The sequence below is a fragment of the Candidatus Methylomirabilota bacterium genome, assembly GCA_035709005.1.
Lineage (GTDB): Bacteria > Methylomirabilota > Methylomirabilia > Rokubacteriales > CSP1-6 > 40CM-4-69-5.
On sequence record DASTFB010000101.1, the window covers coordinates 21,171 to 36,273 of the forward strand.

A 15,103-nucleotide genomic window follows, 5' to 3' on the forward strand; every position below is an offset into this window, starting at 1 on the left:
CCATGGAACCGCGGGACGTGCTGGAAGACCTCAGGGGCATATTCGTGAGCCGGCTCAAGTTCGAGCCGCGCCGGGTGGCCGACATCGGACCCGAGACCGCGTTGCCCAAGGGCATAGAGGGTTCGATCGGCCTCGACTCGCTGGACTTCATCGAGCTGGGGTTGGCCATCGAGGATCGCTTCGGCGTCGTGGTCGACGAGTCCCAGGACGACCTCGCCGAGCACTTCGCGACGTTCGGGACCCTGTGTCGCTTCATCGTGGAGCGGGCCAAGCCGGCATGAAACGCGTCGTCGTCACCGGCGTCGGCGCCGTCAGCCCGTTCGGTCCGGGCGTCAAGGGTTACTGGGACGGGGTTCGCAGCGGCGTCTGCGCCATCCGGCCGGTCACGCTGATCGACGTCGACGGGCTCCGCTGCCGGATCGCCGCCGAGGTCCCGGAGCCGGTCCTGGCCTCGGCGCGACGGTCACGCGCCGATCGCCTGGCGCTGCAGGCGGCGCGCGAGGCCGCCGAGGATGCGGGTCTGGGCGGCGACGAGCGCGGGCAGGCCGGGCTCGTCGTCGGCGCGGTCGGCGGCGGCATGCTCGAGGTCGAGCCGTGGTACTGGCGAGTGGGCGAGGCCGACGGACGTGGCCTGCCCCGCGCGGCGCTCCGGGCGATCCTACCCTCGTCGCACGCCGACGTGATCGGTCATGCCCTCGGGCTGGGCGGCCCCCGTGAGACGCTGGTGACCGCCTGCAGCTCCGGCGCGGCCTCCATCGCGGTGGCCGCGGAGCTGATCCTGGACGGCGTCACGCCGGTGGCGCTGGCCGGGGGGGCGGACGCCCTGACCCGTATCTGCTATCTCGGCTTCAACGCCCTGAAGCTGCTCGACCCCGAGCCCTGCCGCCCGTTCGACCGGGAACGCCGGGGAATGTCGATCGGCGAAGGCGCGGCCTTCCTCGTCCTCGAAGACGCCGAGCACGCGCGGGCCCGCGGGGCGCGCGCGTACGCGGAGCTGGCCGGCTGCGGCATGACCTCGGACGCCTTTCACGTCACCTCGCCCGATCCCGGCGGTGACGGCATGGTGCGCGCCATGCGCGCGGCGCTGGCCGCGGCGGGCCTGCCGCCCGCGGCGGTCGGCTACTGCAATGCGCACGGCACCGGGACCCTGCAGAACGATCGCATCGAGGCGCGCGCGCTGCGGCAGGTCTTCGGCGACGGCGGGCTGCTGGTGAGCTCGACGAAGTCGATGATCGGCCACACGATGGCTGCCGCCGGCAGCCTGGAGGCGCTGGCCACGATCCTGGCGCTCGGCCACGAGACCGTGCCGCCCACGGCGAGCCTTCGCACTCCGGATGCCGACGTGCCCTTCGACTGCGTGGCGGGCCAGGCCCGCGAGGCTCCGCTGGAGTACGCCATCTCGAACTCGTTCGGCTTCGGCGGCCAGAACGTCACGTTACTGTTCCGGCGAGCATGAGCATCCCGGTCGTCATCACCGGCGTGGGCGTGGTCCACGCTAGCGCCATCGGCGGCGCCGACGCGCTGGCCGGCGCCCTGTCGGCGACGGCGCCGGACCTGCGGCCGATCGACGCTCTTCCCGAGGATCTGATCGACGAGACCGAGCTGCGGCGGCTCTCGCGCGTGTGCCAGCTCGCCGTGGCGGCCGGACGGCTGGCCGTCGCCGATGCCGGCGTGGAGCCGGGTGCCGCGCTGGGCCTGATCGTCGGGACGGAGTTCGGTGACTTCTCCTCCACGCGAGCCTTCGCCGACGGCTTCTTGAAGGCGGGCCCCGCAGGCTTGTCGGCCCTGCAGTTTCCCAACACGGTCATGAACACGATGGCCGCCGCGACGACGATCGCGCTGACGGCGCGATCGTCCTCGCTCACGCTCAACGCCCGTGTCGTCGCGGGCGAGCTCGCGCTGGCCCGGGCCGCCGCGGCCATCGCTGCCGGTCGGGCCCGGACGCTGATCGCCGGCGGCGTGGATCAGGTGGAGCCCCTCGTCGCCGAGGCGCTGCCCGCCCTCGGCGAGCCGGCGGTGGAGGGGGAGGGCGCCACGTTTCTGGTCCTGGAATCCGGCGACTCGGCGCGGGCACGGGGTGCGCGCGTGCTGGCCCGGATCGCCGGCACGGCTTCGCGCGCGCTCGCCGCACGTCCGCACGGTGTCGGCCGTCACGACGGCTCCCGCGCCATTCCGGCTGCGCTCCAGGCCGCCGGTCTGGATGCCGGGGCCATCGGCTGGGTGTACGACTCGGCCTCGGGCGACGCAGTCCGAGACGCCTGGCAAGCGCGGCTGCTCGCCCGGGCGCTGGCGCCGGCCGAGCCGCTGCGGGCGAGCCTGCGTTCCCGGCTGGGGGCTCATGCCGGCGTGAGCGCGATGGGGCTCGCCGCGGCGGCGTGGACGACCGGGTCCGGTCATCTGCCGTGGCGCGGAGCTGCTGCTCGCGGTCCCGGCCTCGTCTACGGCCTCGCCCGAGGCGGCACCGAGGTCGCGCTGGTCGTCCGGTGACCGTCTGGATCGCGATCCCCGTGTTCAACGAGGCCGGCACGGTGGGCGAGGTCGTGCGCGCGGCCCGGCGGCACGCGCCCGTGCTGGTCGTCGACGACGGCTCGAGCGACGACAGCGGCCGGGTGGCGACGGCGGCGGGCGCCGAGGTCATTCGCCATTCGCGTCGCCTGGGCAAGGGGCCGGCGCTGCGCACGGCCCTCACCGCCGCCCGCCACCGGGGTGCCTCTCACCTCGTCACGCTGGACGGTGATGGCCAGCACGCCCCGGACGACGTGCCGGTGCTGCTGGCGGCGGCCCGGCAGGCGCCCGGCGCCATCATCGTGGGCACCCGCGTGGGATCCGACGGACAGGCCCCGGGCCTGCCGGTGGACCGTCTCAACGCCATTCGTCTGGCGGGGTTCTTCGTGAACTGGTCCAGCGGGCTCAGCCTGGGCGACACCCAGTCTGGATTCCGCGTGTACCCGGTGAGCGCCCTGGACGGCATGGCTCTCCGGCGCGGCGGCTTCGTCCTCGAGACGGAAGCGCTGGTGACTGCGGCCACCCGCGGGATACCGGTCCACGAGGTGCCGATCACAGTGATCCCCCGGGCGGCCCGGCGCAGTCGCTTCCGCCCGGTGGCCGACGGAGTGGCGATCGGCTCGTATCTCGCCGGGCGAACGCTGCGGCGCTGGGCTGCCGAGGCGCGGGCGGCCGTCGTGGAGGTGGCCGCGGTGCTCAGCCGCGACCGCCGCCGCGCTCGTCATGCCGACATGCTGCAGGCCGGAGCCGCACGCGCCGACTCCTTCGCCGGTTGGGGCGTGGCCATCAGCGCGGTCGCCGCCTCCCACGCCAGCGCTCGCCTGACGTACTGGTGGGCTCATCCCCGCCGGCGCCGCGCGACCGCGGCCGCCGGCGCGATCCTGACGCTGCCGGTGGTGCTCGCTCTGACGATCACCCAGGTCGTGGCCGGACGCTTCTTGCCGGACCTCGTGACACCCCTGGTCGATCGCGTGTTCTCTCAGGCCCGGCTCGGCGCTGCCCAGCCGCCAGGCCGGCCACGCCAGCGGCCTGACGGGACGGGCGCGACCGTCGCTACGCTGCCATGAACGCGGCCGAGACCTTCGACGTCGTGGTGGTGGGAGGCGGTCCCGGTGGCTCCACGACGGCCAGCTTCCTGGCCGACGGGGGTTTGCGCGTGGCGCTCTTCGAGCGCGAGGTCTTTCCGCGCTTCCACGTCGGAGAGTCGCTCATGCCGGCCGCCATGTGGGTGCTGGAGCGGATGGGCGCGCGTCAGGCCGTGGAGTCGGCGGGGTTCCAGATCAAGTACGGGGCGACCTTCGTCGATACCGAGGAGGAGCGGGAGGCGAGCTTCTTCTTCCTCACCGGCCAGGCCTGGCCGAGCTACACCTATCAGGTGCCCCGGGCGGAGTTCGACACCCTGCTCCTCGACCACGCGCGCAGCCGCGGCGTGACCGTGTACCAACCGGCGACCGTGGAGACAGCCGCCTTCGACGGCGAGGGCGTGGCCGTGACCGCGGCGGCCGACGGACGCCCGCTGAGCGTGCGGGCCAGCATGCTGGTCGACGCCAGCGGCCGCGACGGCTTTCTGGCCGCTCGGCTCGGTCGTCGGCAGCGCATCCCGAACCTCGGCAAGGTGGCTCTCTTCGCGCACTTCCGCGGGGCCGACCGGCTCGGCGGCAAGGCAGAGGGCAACATCCGCGTCTACGTATTCCCCGAGGGCTGGTTCTGGTGGATCCCGCTGGCCAACGATCTCACCAGCGTGGGCGTGGTGATGCACGCGCGCACGGTGCGCGACTGGACGGGCAGTCACGAGGATCTCTACGCCAGGATGATCGGACGGTGCGCCGGGGTGGCGGCCGGGCTCGGCCACGCGGAGCGAGTCACCGCCGTGCATCCGATCGCGAACTTCTCCTATCTCAACCGGCCTGTCGTCGGGGACCGCTACCTGGCGGTGGGGGACGCCGTGATGTTCGTCGATCCCATCTTCTCGGGCGGCGTCTACATCGCCATGCGGACGGGGCAACTGGCCGCCGAGGCGATCCTGGCGGCCTTCCGGGACGGCCGCTTCGAGGCGCGGCGCTTCGCGGCCTACGAGCGACGGATCCGCCGAGGGGTGGCGCCGTTGCTGCGCTTCATCCACCGGTACTACGAGCCGGCGTTCTTCTACCTGTTGATGCGGCCGCACAACTACTTCGGCGTGTACACCGCGGTGCTCAACGTGCTGTCGGGCGGCAGCTTCGTCCGGATGCGCTGGCGCACCCGGCTGTCCCTGGCCATCCTCTTCGGCGTGGCCCGTGGCCACCGGCTGCTCCGCTGGTGGTCGGGCCTGCCCATCGCCTCCCGCCTGGAGTGGTAGGGGAGGACGGATGAGGATTTTGCGGTCCTACGCCTTCACGGCTCTCGGCATCGCCATCGGCGTGGCCGGGCTGGTGGCCCTGGGCGCGATGAGCGAGCGGATCATGCGCTTCATCGAGGGCGGCGACCGGTTCGTGCTCGGTCAGATCTCCGTGGCCGGTCAGGGGATGGGGATGGGCGCCGGCTTCACCGCTGGCGGCCTGCTGCCCGCGGCGAAGATCCAGGCGATCGGCGCGGTGCCCGGGGTATCCGGTGTGCAGCCGCAAGTCATGCTGCCGCTCAACCCGTCGACGTCCCAGTTCATGACCTTGACCCAGGAGCTGGTCCTCGGCATCGATCTGTCGGTGCCCAGTCCGAACCGACACTATCCGGCGTTGCCCGTGCAGGCCGGGCGCTTCCTGCAGCCGGGGGACAGGTACGCGGCCGTGGTGGGCGCCGCCCTGGCCGCCTCCCGCGGCCTCGCCGTGGGCTCCCGCCTGACCCTGGAGGGGCGAGACTACGAAGTCGTGGGTGTGCTGGAGCGCATGCTCACGGCGCCCGACCGCTTCGTCGTCGTGTCGATCGAGGACGCCCGCGAGCAGTGGGTGGCCAAGGACGCCATGCTGCGCACGCTGTTGGCCTCGGGGGCGGCGGCGCTCACCGCCGCCGATCTGAACACGGGCGCGGCGGTCGGCTGGCGGGACGGCGCGGATCCCGACGCGCTGGCCGAGCGCATCCGGGCCGTGGTGCCGGGCGTGAACGTCCAGCTCCCGCGCGAGCTGAGCAGGCTTCTGCAGTCGTCGACGGTGTTCTTCTCCGCCCTCGTCGTCGGGATCGCGGTCCTGGGCCTGGTGATCGGCGGGCTCTCGGTGGCCAACACGGTGGCCGCCGCCGTGTTCGAGCGGCTGCGCGACTTCGGGATCAAGCGGGCTCTGGGGGCCACCGACCTTCAGCTCGGACGGGAAGTGCTCGCCGAGGCGCTGGCCGTGACGGTGTCCGGGGGGCTCGCCGGTATCGCGCTCGCCGTCGGGCTCGGCCTGGCGATCGACCAGTGGTCCGGCGTCAAGGGCCAGCAGCTGTTCCTGTTCTCGCCCCGCCTGGTGGGCGGGGCGCTGGGCTTCTCCCTGCTGCTGGGCGGACTGGCGGCGCTGTACGCCACGCTGCGCGTGGCGCGCCTGTCGCCCGCGGAAGCCATGCGCCGGGGCGCCTGACGCCGTGCTCCTGCGGGCCGAAGGGCTGGTCAAGTCGTACCGCGCGCCGTCCGGGGCCACGATCGCCGTGCTGGGCGGTATCGATCTCAAGGTGGCGAGCGGGGAGCTGGTGGTGATCATCGGCCCGTCGGGGTCGGGCAAGAGCACCCTGCTGAACGTCCTGGGGCTGCTGGAGCAGCCCGACGCGGGCGACATCTGGTACGGCGACGAGCGGGTCAGCGCCCTGGGCCGCTCCCGGCGCAGCCAGGCCCGCGGGCGTCGGGTCGGCTTCGTGTTCCAGTCGTTCATGCTGTTGCCCTCGTTGACGGCGCTCGACAACGTCTTGCTGGCCGCCCGGTACGCCGGCAAGCCGGGCCCGGCCACGCGGCGGCGGGCCCTGGAGCTCCTCGAGGGCTTCGGGGTGCTCGATCGTCGCGATCACTACCCACCTCAGCTCTCGGGCGGCGAGCAGCAGCGGGTGGCCTTCTGCCGCGCGTTGCTCAACGATCCGCCCATCCTGCTGGCCGATGAGCCCACGGGGAACCTCGACGAGGACAACGCGCGAATCATCCTGGACGCGCTCCGGTACCGCGCGCGCGGAGGCGCCGCCGTGGTCGTGGTGAGCCACAACCCGGAGGTCGCCGCCGACGCGGCCGCCGTCCTGAGTCTCGAGCAGGGCACGTTGCGATAGCATCCAGCATCAAGGGGGACACGAGATGAAAGTGGTCGCGATACTGCTGGCACTCGGCCTGGGACTGGCGGCTCCGGCCGCCGGCGCCGATCCCGTCGTGCGGACGTTCAACGCACCCGTGGATCGCGTGTGGACGGTGACGGAGTCGGTGCTCAAGCACCTGGGCTGGGACATCGACAACGCCGACCGCGCGGTCGGCTTCATCACCACCGAGTCCCGCTCGCTGGACGGCGAGGACTACGGCGTGTATGCCAAGGGCACGCGTCACCGGCTCCGCCTGCACGTCAAGGAGGTCAGCGCCGGCAAGACCTCGGTGAGCGTCGAGCGGATCGTCTTCAAGCGGGAGCGGATCTTGTTCGTGGACAAGGACGAGCCCCTGGTGGTCGGCGGCGACCAGTCGGTGGAGAAGACGACGCTGGACACGATCGCCAAGGCGTTGTGATGGCCAAGACCCTCGCCCTGGTGCTTATTGCCGCCGTCATCGGGGGCACCGGCCACACCTTCCTGTCCAAGGGGATGCGGACGGTGGGCGATCTGACGGAAGCCCCGGCCCATCGCGTCGGCGGCATGGTGGCCCGCGCCCTGGCCAATCCCTGGCTGCTCCTCGGGGTGGCGCTGCAGGCCACGTTCTTCTTCCTGTACCTGACGCTCCTGTCGCGCGCCGAGGTGAGCCAGATCCTGCCGATGACCGCGATCGATTACATCGTCGTGGCCTTCCTCGCCTCGCTCGTGCTCGGCGAAGTGGTGACGCCCGTGCGGTGGGCCGGCATCGGGTTGATCGTCACCGGCGTGTTCCTGGTGTCGCGCACCTGACCGTGACGCGGCGTCTGACGCTGGTCTGCGCGGCGGCCGTGGTCGTGGCCGCGGCCCCCTGGCTCCTGATCGGCCTGGGCGCGGCGCCGCTGGACGACCCCGGAGAAGGCATGCACGTGCAGATCGCCCGCGAGTTGCGGGCCAGCGGCGACCCGTTGGACCTTCGCCTCAACGGTGTCCGGTACGTGGACAAGCCTCCGCTGCTCTATCTGCTCGTCGCCGGCGCCTTCGCGCTGGCCGGCGAGAGCGAGGCCGTGGCCCGGGCCGTGCCCGCCGCGGCCGCGCTGGCGGCAGTGGCGGCGGTGGCCTGGCTCGGCGCGCGGCTGCTCGGTCCCGGCGGCGGCGTGCTGGCGGCCGGCGCGCTGCTGACCAGCGTCGGCTTCTACGCCTACGGTCGCTACGTCCGGCCCGAAACGTTGTTCGTGGCGGCGCTGACGTGGGGCTTCGCCCTGGCCCTGATCGGAATCCTCGAGGAGCGCCCGGCGCTGGTGGCGGGCGGCTTCGCGGTGTTCGGTGTGGCCGCCGTCGCCAAAGATCCGCTGGGAGCGCTGGGGCCACCGGTGATCCTCGGGCTCGGTCTCGCGCTGGGTGGTCGCGCCCGCCCGCTGCGCCGCTGGCTTCCCCCCGCCGGCGTGGCGGCCGCGCTCCTGCTGGGTTTCGGCTGGTGGGCGCTGGCCGAGCTACGCAGTCCCGGCTTCACGTGGTACACGGTGGTCGACAACCACGTGTTGAACGTCCTCCGGGCGCGCCATTTTCCTGACGAGGACGTCCCCCTCCCCGCGCTGGAGTTCCTGGTGGTGGCCGCCATCGGCGCCGCGCCGTGGGTGATCGCGGCCGCGGCCGCCGTCGTGGCGCTGCTGCGCGATGGTCGCTGGCGGCGACCGGAGGAGGCGCCCTGGGTGGTGCTGACGTTGTGGGCGCTGGCCGTGCTGGGTCTCACAGCGCTGTCGGCGTTCCGGTTGCCCCACTACGGGTTGCCCGCGTACCCGGCCATCGCCCTGCTCGCCGCGCGTGGCTGGCTGCAGGGGCCGCGCCGGGTTCTGCTCAGCGTCCACCTCCTGGCCTTCGCGGCGCTCGCCGTCGCGTGTGCGGCGCTGTGGGCCGGCGGGAGCGAGCGGTTCGCCAGTCACGTGCTCGACGCCACCGACGTGGCCACGCGAAAAGGCCCCGAGGCCGGACACGCCAGCGTGGCCCCGCCCTGGGAGGCGATCCGACCACTGCTGGGGGCGACGGCGCTGATCTTCGCGGCGGCCGCGGGCGGCCTGGGCAGCCTGGCGCTCGCTCGCCGGGCGGCGGCCGGGCCGTGGGTACCCGCCCTGGTCCTGGGGGCGATGATGGCCGTCCTGCCCTGCGTCGGCACCGGGCTGGCCGCGGTGGCGGCGCACCGGGCCGTTCGTCCCCTGGCCGCCGAGCTGGCCCGGCGCGCGGGGCCCGACGATCTGATCGTGCACGAGGGGCCCCTGGAGAACTCCGGCGCGCTGGAGTGGTACGCGCAGCGTCGTCCCGTGATCGTGGACGGTCGGCGAAGCGTGCTGGGCTTCGGCGCCACCTTCGACGGCGCTGCCGATCTGCTCTGGGAGCCGGAACGGCTGGAGCGCGCCTGGGAGGACCGCCGGGTGTGGCTCGTCACGGTGCGGAGCCCCGCGCATTCCGTGGCCGCCGAGCTGCCGGGAGCCCGGCTGGTGGCCGAGGCCGGGGGACGCCGGCTCTACGTGAACCGGTGAGCTATCTGCGCACGCTCTTCTTGCATCCGCCTTCGTTCCGGGGCTTCGACGGCGGGGCGGGGTCGCGCTATCAGGCGCGGCGCGAAGTGCGCTCGTTCTGGTATCCGACCTGGCTGGCTCAGCCCGCCGCCCTCGTCCCCGGCAGCCGGCTCGTCGACGCCCCGCCGGCGGCGCTGACGCTGGAGGACGTCGCCCCGCTGGCCCGGGACTATGACCTGGCCGTGCTGCACACGAGCACGCCGTCCTTCGCCCACGACCTGCGGGTGGCCGAGGCGCTGGAGGCCGTCAATCCCCATCTCCTGGTCGGGCTCGTGGGCGCTCACGTCGCCGTGCAGCGCGAACAGGCGCTGGCCAGCTCGCCGGCCATCGACTTCGTGTGCGGCGCCGAGTTCGACTTCACCGTCCAGGAGGTCGCCCAGGGTCGGCCGCTGGCCACGGTCGCCGGCCTGTCCTACCGGGCCAATGGCAGCGTCGAGCGGACGGCCGAGCGGCCTCCGCTCGAGAACATGGACGCGCTGCCGTTCGTGGTCGACGTCTATCACCGGGACCTGGTGATCGAGCAATACTTCATCGGCTACCTGCTCCACCCCTACGTGTCGATCTACACGGGTCGTGGCTGCCGATCCAAGTGCACGTTCTGCCTCTGGCCTCAGACGGTCGGCGGGCAGCGGTACCGGACGCGGAGCGTCGAGCACGTGGTGGCCGAGATCGCCCGGGCCAGCCGACTGTTCCCCCAGGTCAAGGAGTACTTCTTCGACGACGACACGTTCACCGACGACCTGCCCCGGGCCGAGGCGATCGCCCGCGGGCTCGGGCAGCTCGGCGTCACCTGGTCGTGCAATGCCAAGGCGAACGTGCCCTACGCCACGCTGAAAGTGCTGAAGGACAACGGGCTCCGACTCTTGCTGGTCGGCTACGAGTCGGGCAGCCAGGCCATCCTCAACAACATCAAGAAGGGCGTGCGGCTCGACCGGGCCCGGCAGTTCACCCGCGACGCCAAGGCCCTCGGCATCAAGGTCCACGGCACCTTCATCATGGGCTTGCCCGGGGAGACGCGCGAGAGCATCGAGGAGACCATCCGCTTCGCCCAGGAGATCGATCCCGACACGGTGCAGGCCTCCCTGGCGGCCCCGTATCCCGGCACCGAGCTCCACCGGCAGGCCCGGGAACAGGGCTGGCTGGTCGACGACGACCTCGTGGACGGCGACGGTGTGCAGGCCGCCGTGCTGGCGTACCCGCACCTGAGGCGCACGGAGATCTTCGCGTCGGTGGACGCCTTCTACCGGCGGTTCTACTTCCGCCCGCGCAAGCTCTTCGCGATCGGGGCCGAGATGGTGCGGGACCCCGCGGTCGGCCGCCGCCGCCTCAAAGAGGGCGTGGAGTTCCTGCGCTTCCTGTCCCGCCGCTAACACCGCCAGTTGGATGGGCGTGTGGTCACAGCTCACGTGAGTGGGGGAGGGTTGGAGGGGGGCATGCTATGCCCCCCTCCAAGTCCATAAGAAGCTCGCTGACCGTCACCAGCTCGTAGCCCGCCCCCCGCAGCTCGTCGACCATGACAGCAAGCGCGGCCAACAGCCGCGCCGGCGCTCCGGGCAGCCCTTCGGCGTCGTGGAGATCGACGATGGCGCCGGCATGGGCCCGCTCGCGCACGTGGGCCGCCTGGGCCGAAGGGCTGCGGGGACGGAGGCCTTCGCCCTGGATCGACCAGAACACGCAGCGCTCGTTGCACCGGCGCAGGGCGGGGTACATCGCCGCATTGACCATGCCCCACGGCGGCCGGAAGAGCCGGGGCGCGCGCCCGCTGAGATCGCCGAGCAGCTCGTGGGCCCGACCGATCTCCTCGCCCGTCGCCCGCGGCCCCCGCAGCCAGAGGCTCGAGTGCGACCAGCTGTGGTTGGCGATCTCGTGGCCGGCCGCCGCCGTGTCCCGCACCACCTCGGCCGCCCGGGCCGCCCGCGCGCCGACGAGAAAGAACGTCCCGCGGACGCCCAGTCGGGCGAGGAGGGCCAGGACGCGCGGCGTCCAGGCCGGATCGGGGCCGTCGTCGAAGCTCAGGGCGACGCGGCGGCGGTCCCGCGGTCCGCGCCAGACGCAGGCCGGCGTCGCCAGGTGGGGCAGCCAGGCGTAGGCCAGCCAGGCGCCGACGGCCACACCCGCCGCCGTGAGCCCGGCGCTCACGGGGCGATCTCCCGCCGTTCCAGCACGGCCCTGACCACCCGGCGGCTCGCGTCCGGCCGCCGCAGCCGGCGCGTCTGGCGACGCAAGCGCTCCAGCAGGGCGGGCTCGGCCAGGGCCCGCTCGACGGCTTGTCGGAGCTCGTCGCGCGAGCGGGCGACCAGCGCGACGCCGCACCGCGAGGCGAACCGCTCGTTGCGCTGCTCTTGCCCCGGCAGGGAGCCGAAGACGACCAGCGGCACCTCGGCGGCCAGAGCCTCGGCCAGGGTCATGCCGCCGGCCTTCGTGACCAGCACGTCGGCCGCCGCCATGAGCCGTCGGATGTCGGTCACGTAGCCCAGCGTCCGGATCGGGCTGCCTGCGGTGCGGACGCGCAGCTCGGTCTCCAGGCGCCGGTCGAGCCCGGCGATGACCAGGGCCTGAAGGGGCAAGCGGAGCTGGGCGAGGACGTCCACGACGTCGGGGAGCCGACCGAGCGAGCCCTGGGCCCCCGCCATGGCGAGCACCACCGGCAGCCGCGAGGACAGGCCGAAGGCGGCGCGGGCCTCGGCAGGGTCGATGGGATCCTCGAACTCCGGGCGCACGGGGACGCCGGTCACGACGATCCGCTCCGGAGGGATGCCCCGGGCGATGAACTCGTGCTTCACCTCGTCGGCGGCCACGCAGTAACGGTCCACGTTCCGGGCGATCCACTGGCTGTGGGCGACGAAGTCCGTCACGACCGTCGTGTGAGCCGGCACCGCGAAGCCCCGGTCGGCGAGGCTCGCCAGCACCACGGCGGGGGTGGCGTGGACGCTGACGACGGCGTCCGGGGCCTCGCGCGCGAGCAGCGCGGCCAGCTTGGCCGCCCCCAGGCGGGTGGCGCCGAACGTCAGGGGCGAGTCGCTGGTCAGCCGGTCGCCGAGCGCGTAGGCCGCTCCCCACAGGCTGGGGCAGCGGCGCAGCGCCCAGTGATACAGTGCTCGCGTCGCGCGCGCGAAGAGCGGGTGGACGAGATCACGGAAGTGGTCCACCACGATCGCGGAGGCGCCGGCCCGGCGAAACGCGGTGGCGAGGCTGCGGGCGGCGGCGTTGTGCCCCGAACCGTAGCTCGCGGTGAGGACGAGCACGCGCGCCATGGCGCGACTATCCTACCCCGAGCGCGCCGCTCCGCTACACTGTGCCGAGACTACGAGTCAGGAGGGCGGATGGGGAACAAGGGCGCGCTGCAAGTTTTGATCTGGGTGGCGACCCTGTTCTTCGTCGTGATGATGTTCGTGCCGCTGGTCCTGGAGCTGGTGCGTCGTCTCGCTCAGGGGATCGAGGGCGTGCCCTGATGACGGGGGCCGAGCAGCGGCGCCAGCTCGACGGCGTGGAAGCCCTGGACCGCCAGGATCGCTCCGAAGCTCGGCTGGGGCACGGCCCGGCACGTCGTGGCGTCCACCAGCACCGAGCCCGGTGCCACGGGGACGACCTCGGCCCCCGGTACCTGGAGGAACACGCGGCGGGTCGGCGCCAGCACGGCGACGGCGGGCAGGAGGGACTCGGGAAGCTCCCCCGCGCTCTCGAGGAACGGCAGGCCCGAGCAGTCGTGCGACTCGAAGAAGACGCTGCTTCGCACGCCGAGGGCGGCGTCGCGCGCGCCGTGAGAGGCGACGCCCGGGGCGGGGAGCAGCGTGGCGACTGCGAGCAGAACGGGGAGGGCCGCGATCAGCAGGGCGCTTGACCGCAGCATCGCCCGGACCTACGCCGGCTCGCCGGCGGCCCGGCGGAACTCCTGGCGCCCGACCTTCCCCAGCGGCTTTCTGGTCAAGAAATAGTGGCAGCTCCCCGTGTGGGCCATCACCGCGCTCGTGGCATCGCCCCGGCATCCGGGGCAGCCGTACCGCTCGGGCGTGGCGGGCGTACGGACGAGGGCGCGCAACGGGTGCTGCTGGCCGCAGCCGGGGCAGGCGATCAGGTGGCTCTCGCAACAGAGGAAGAGGATCGCGCGCTCGTCGGCGTCCAGCATAGGGCGGGCATAGTGAGGCGGGGCGCTCGTGCCGTCAAGCCGCAATGCGTCGACGCGCGGTGGGCTATACCCGTCGGCACAGAATTGTGCCGAATGGAGGAGGGACGCGCGCGAGGATGAACATCGGTCGCCGTCGACCCGTCGTCAAGACCATGCTCCTCTGCGAGGGGGCGACGCTGGACCCGGCGACGAAGCGCTATACGCTCTCGGGGGTGTTTCACCGGCTGGAGGTCGGCGGATTTCCGTGCCCCGTCCCGCCGATGATCGCCTACATCGTGATGACCGAGGTGCAGGGCCGGCACCAGTGCGGTCTCTATCTCAATGATCTCGAGAGTGGCCAGGTCCTGGTGGGACGGGAGGGACGCTTCGGCGGGAGCCAGCCGACGGACATCGTGGAACTCGCGCTCCAGGTCCTGCCGCGGGTCCATTCCGACGTGCCACCGCTGATCCATGCCGGCCTCTACGAGGTCGCCTTCCTGATCGACGAGCAGCGGGTGGCGTACTGTCCCTTCGTCGTGCGCCAGGCCGGTGCTTGACGATGAAGGTCGGGGAGGTTGCTGCGGGCACAAGACGCGGGCCGTGTTCGACCGCTACCATATCGTCAGCCCGGGCGATCTCCAGGAGGCGGCGAGCAGGCTGTCGGCAACGACGCAGCCTGCCCGTGGTTAGGGGCTGCTACCATCCTTCCCGTGATGACGCCGGGCTGCTGAGGACAGAGGCCGGAAGGGAGAGATGTCATGAGAGCTGTTCTCGCACTGGCGGTAGTGATCCTCGTGTTCGTGACCGGCTGCGCCACCAGAGACAAACGGGTGGCGGTGAAAAAAGAGGAGCCGGTCCTGTGCGCGTTCCTGGGCGACGCCTGCGAGCTCCTCAAACCGGCCGCGCAGAGCGAGGCGGGACTGCGCTACGTGAACCCCAAAGTCAACTTCACCAGGTACAACAAGGTAATGGTCGACGTGGTCGGCTTCTTCGGCTCTGATGTGGCGAAGGTCCCGCCCAGGGACCAGCAGGCGCTCATCGACCTCTTCCACAAGACACTCACCGAGCAGTTGGCAAAACGGTACCAGATCGTGGACCAGCCCGGCCCAGGGGTCGCTCGAGTCCAGGTGACACTCCTGGACGCCGAGGCGGCGACGGCGCGGGCACGGTCGATCTCTGTGGTGATCGCGCAGAAGCGGGTACCGGCCGCCGGTGCTTCCCTCGTGACCGGGAGGTATCCGTTCGCCGGCGGGGCCCAGGCGGTCGCGAAGCTCACGGACTCGGTGAGCGGCCAGCTCCTCGGCGCCGCGGTGGATCGGCGCGCAGGGGGAGGAGCGGTCCAGAGGGCCGGCCAGTGGCAGTGGGGGGACGCCGAGAACGCGATCAAGGCGTGGTCCGAGATCATGGTCGGCGGGCTGTACTCCTATACCTCCGGCGCGAGGAAGCCCTAGCCGGCGATCACGCGTCCTGCGGCTCCGTGCCATCCCCCGCGCTCGCGAATTCTGTGAAACGGCAAACGTTCAGGCGATCGCTTGACGAGCGTCGTGTAAGTGTGTAACTTCCCGGCCGTGGACGATTAGCTCAGTTGGCAGAGCGCTGGCCTCACATGCCAGAGGTCACTGGTTCAAGTCCAGTATCGTCCACCATCAACCCGCGCGGCGGGAGGTCGCATGGACGAGAAGCGTTTGCAGACCCTGTTGAACGTGCTCACCGTGATCCT

General features: G+C 72.2%; 18 protein-coding genes and 1 tRNA gene. 15 read left to right on the forward strand and 4 right to left on the reverse strand.

The window, feature by feature from the left end; all coding sequences use genetic code 11:
* The first annotated feature begins 2 nt into the window (after nucleotides 1–2).
* From VFR64_18425 to hpnJ, 11 genes are read left to right on the forward strand one after another with little or no spacing between them, the layout of a single operon-like run.
* Complete coding sequence (locus VFR64_18425; GenBank protein HET9491713.1) at nucleotides 3–281, forward strand: acyl carrier protein; 279 nt, start codon at nucleotides 3–5, stop codon at nucleotides 279–281.
* The gene (locus VFR64_18430) at nucleotides 278–1,456 is read left to right on the forward strand and encodes a beta-ketoacyl-[acyl-carrier-protein] synthase family protein (GenBank protein ID HET9491714.1); all 1,179 of its coding nucleotides are present in this window, start codon (nucleotides 278–280) and stop codon (nucleotides 1,454–1,456) included. Before VFR64_18425 ends, VFR64_18430 begins: the two co-directional genes overlap by 4 nt.
* A complete protein-coding gene (locus tag VFR64_18435) occupies nucleotides 1,453–2,487 on the forward strand; it encodes a beta-ketoacyl synthase N-terminal-like domain-containing protein (protein ID HET9491715.1) in 1,035 nt (344 codons plus the stop codon). Before VFR64_18430 ends, VFR64_18435 begins: the two co-directional genes overlap by 4 nt.
* Nucleotides 2,484–3,572, forward strand: a complete 1,089-nt coding sequence (locus tag VFR64_18440; GenBank protein ID HET9491716.1) for a glycosyltransferase family 2 protein — start codon at nucleotides 2,484–2,486, stop codon at nucleotides 3,570–3,572. Before VFR64_18435 ends, VFR64_18440 begins: the two co-directional genes overlap by 4 nt.
* Nucleotides 3,569–4,843, forward strand: coding sequence for an NAD(P)/FAD-dependent oxidoreductase (locus tag VFR64_18445; GenBank protein ID HET9491717.1), 1,275 nt, complete (start codon nucleotides 3,569–3,571; stop codon nucleotides 4,841–4,843). The genes VFR64_18440 and VFR64_18445 overlap by 4 nt, the downstream gene beginning before the upstream one ends.
* 10 nt (nucleotides 4,844–4,853) lie before the next feature.
* Nucleotides 4,854–6,032: an ABC transporter permease gene (locus tag VFR64_18450; protein HET9491718.1), complete on the forward strand. Its 1,179-nt coding sequence runs from the start codon at nucleotides 4,854–4,856 to the stop codon at nucleotides 6,030–6,032.
* Between the two features lie 4 nt (nucleotides 6,033–6,036).
* Nucleotides 6,037–6,702 (forward strand): ABC transporter ATP-binding protein, encoded by a 666-nt coding sequence (locus VFR64_18455; GenBank protein ID HET9491719.1) that lies wholly within the window; start codon nucleotides 6,037–6,039, stop codon nucleotides 6,700–6,702.
* A gap of 25 nt (nucleotides 6,703–6,727) precedes the next feature.
* Nucleotides 6,728–7,144: a hypothetical protein gene (locus VFR64_18460; protein HET9491720.1), complete on the forward strand. Its 417-nt coding sequence runs from the start codon at nucleotides 6,728–6,730 to the stop codon at nucleotides 7,142–7,144.
* A complete protein-coding gene (locus VFR64_18465) occupies nucleotides 7,144–7,515 on the forward strand; it encodes an EamA family transporter (GenBank protein HET9491721.1) in 372 nt (123 codons plus the stop codon). Before VFR64_18460 ends, VFR64_18465 begins: the two co-directional genes overlap by 1 nt.
* A 2-nt stretch (nucleotides 7,516–7,517) precedes the next feature.
* On the forward strand, nucleotides 7,518–9,239 hold the full coding sequence (locus tag VFR64_18470) for a glycosyltransferase family 39 protein (GenBank protein HET9491722.1): 1,722 nt from the start codon (nucleotides 7,518–7,520) through the stop codon (nucleotides 9,237–9,239).
* Nucleotides 9,240–9,244: 5 nt separating this feature from the next.
* Nucleotides 9,245–10,648 carry a hopanoid biosynthesis associated radical SAM protein HpnJ gene (hpnJ, locus tag VFR64_18475; GenBank protein HET9491723.1) on the forward strand — a complete coding sequence of 468 codons (1,404 nt, stop codon included), beginning with the start codon at nucleotides 9,245–9,247 and terminating at the stop codon, nucleotides 10,646–10,648.
* A gap of 25 nt (nucleotides 10,649–10,673) precedes the next feature.
* Here hpnJ and VFR64_18480 read toward each other — a convergent pair whose 3' ends face one another.
* The gene (locus VFR64_18480; GenBank protein HET9491724.1) at nucleotides 10,674–11,417 is read right to left on the reverse strand and encodes a polysaccharide deacetylase family protein; all 744 of its coding nucleotides are present in this window, start codon (nucleotides 11,415–11,417) and stop codon (nucleotides 10,674–10,676) included.
* On the reverse strand, nucleotides 11,414–12,532 hold the full coding sequence (locus VFR64_18485) for a glycosyltransferase (protein HET9491725.1): 1,119 nt from the start codon (nucleotides 12,530–12,532) through the stop codon (nucleotides 11,414–11,416). Before VFR64_18485 ends, VFR64_18480 begins: the two co-directional genes overlap by 4 nt.
* 69 nt (nucleotides 12,533–12,601) lie before the next feature.
* On the opposite strand from VFR64_18485, the gene VFR64_18490 reads away from it, so the two are divergent.
* Nucleotides 12,602–12,730 carry a hypothetical protein gene (locus VFR64_18490; protein ID HET9491726.1) on the forward strand — a complete coding sequence of 43 codons (129 nt, stop codon included), beginning with the start codon at nucleotides 12,602–12,604 and terminating at the stop codon, nucleotides 12,728–12,730.
* On the opposite strand, the gene VFR64_18495 is transcribed toward VFR64_18490, so the two are convergent.
* Both VFR64_18495 and VFR64_18500 read right to left on the reverse strand, forming a co-directional pair.
* Nucleotides 12,706–13,128 carry a hypothetical protein gene (locus VFR64_18495; GenBank protein HET9491727.1) on the reverse strand — a complete coding sequence of 141 codons (423 nt, stop codon included), beginning with the start codon at nucleotides 13,126–13,128 and terminating at the stop codon, nucleotides 12,706–12,708. The genes VFR64_18490 and VFR64_18495 overlap by 25 nt on opposite strands.
* A 9-nt stretch (nucleotides 13,129–13,137) precedes the next feature.
* Nucleotides 13,138–13,404, reverse strand: a complete 267-nt coding sequence (locus VFR64_18500; protein HET9491728.1) for a hypothetical protein — start codon at nucleotides 13,402–13,404, stop codon at nucleotides 13,138–13,140.
* 116 nt (nucleotides 13,405–13,520) lie between these two features.
* Between VFR64_18500 and VFR64_18505 the strand changes: the two genes are divergently transcribed.
* From VFR64_18505 to VFR64_18515, 3 genes are all read left to right on the forward strand, one after another.
* Complete coding sequence (locus VFR64_18505) at nucleotides 13,521–13,940, forward strand: hypothetical protein (GenBank protein ID HET9491729.1); 420 nt, start codon at nucleotides 13,521–13,523, stop codon at nucleotides 13,938–13,940.
* Between the two features lie 201 nt (nucleotides 13,941–14,141).
* Nucleotides 14,142–14,834: a DUF3313 domain-containing protein gene (locus tag VFR64_18510; protein ID HET9491730.1), complete on the forward strand. Its 693-nt coding sequence runs from the start codon at nucleotides 14,142–14,144 to the stop codon at nucleotides 14,832–14,834.
* 119 nt (nucleotides 14,835–14,953) lie between these two features.
* Nucleotides 14,954–15,029: transfer RNA gene (locus tag VFR64_18515), tRNA-Val, on the forward strand.
* Nucleotides 15,030–15,103: the final 74 nt, after the last annotated feature.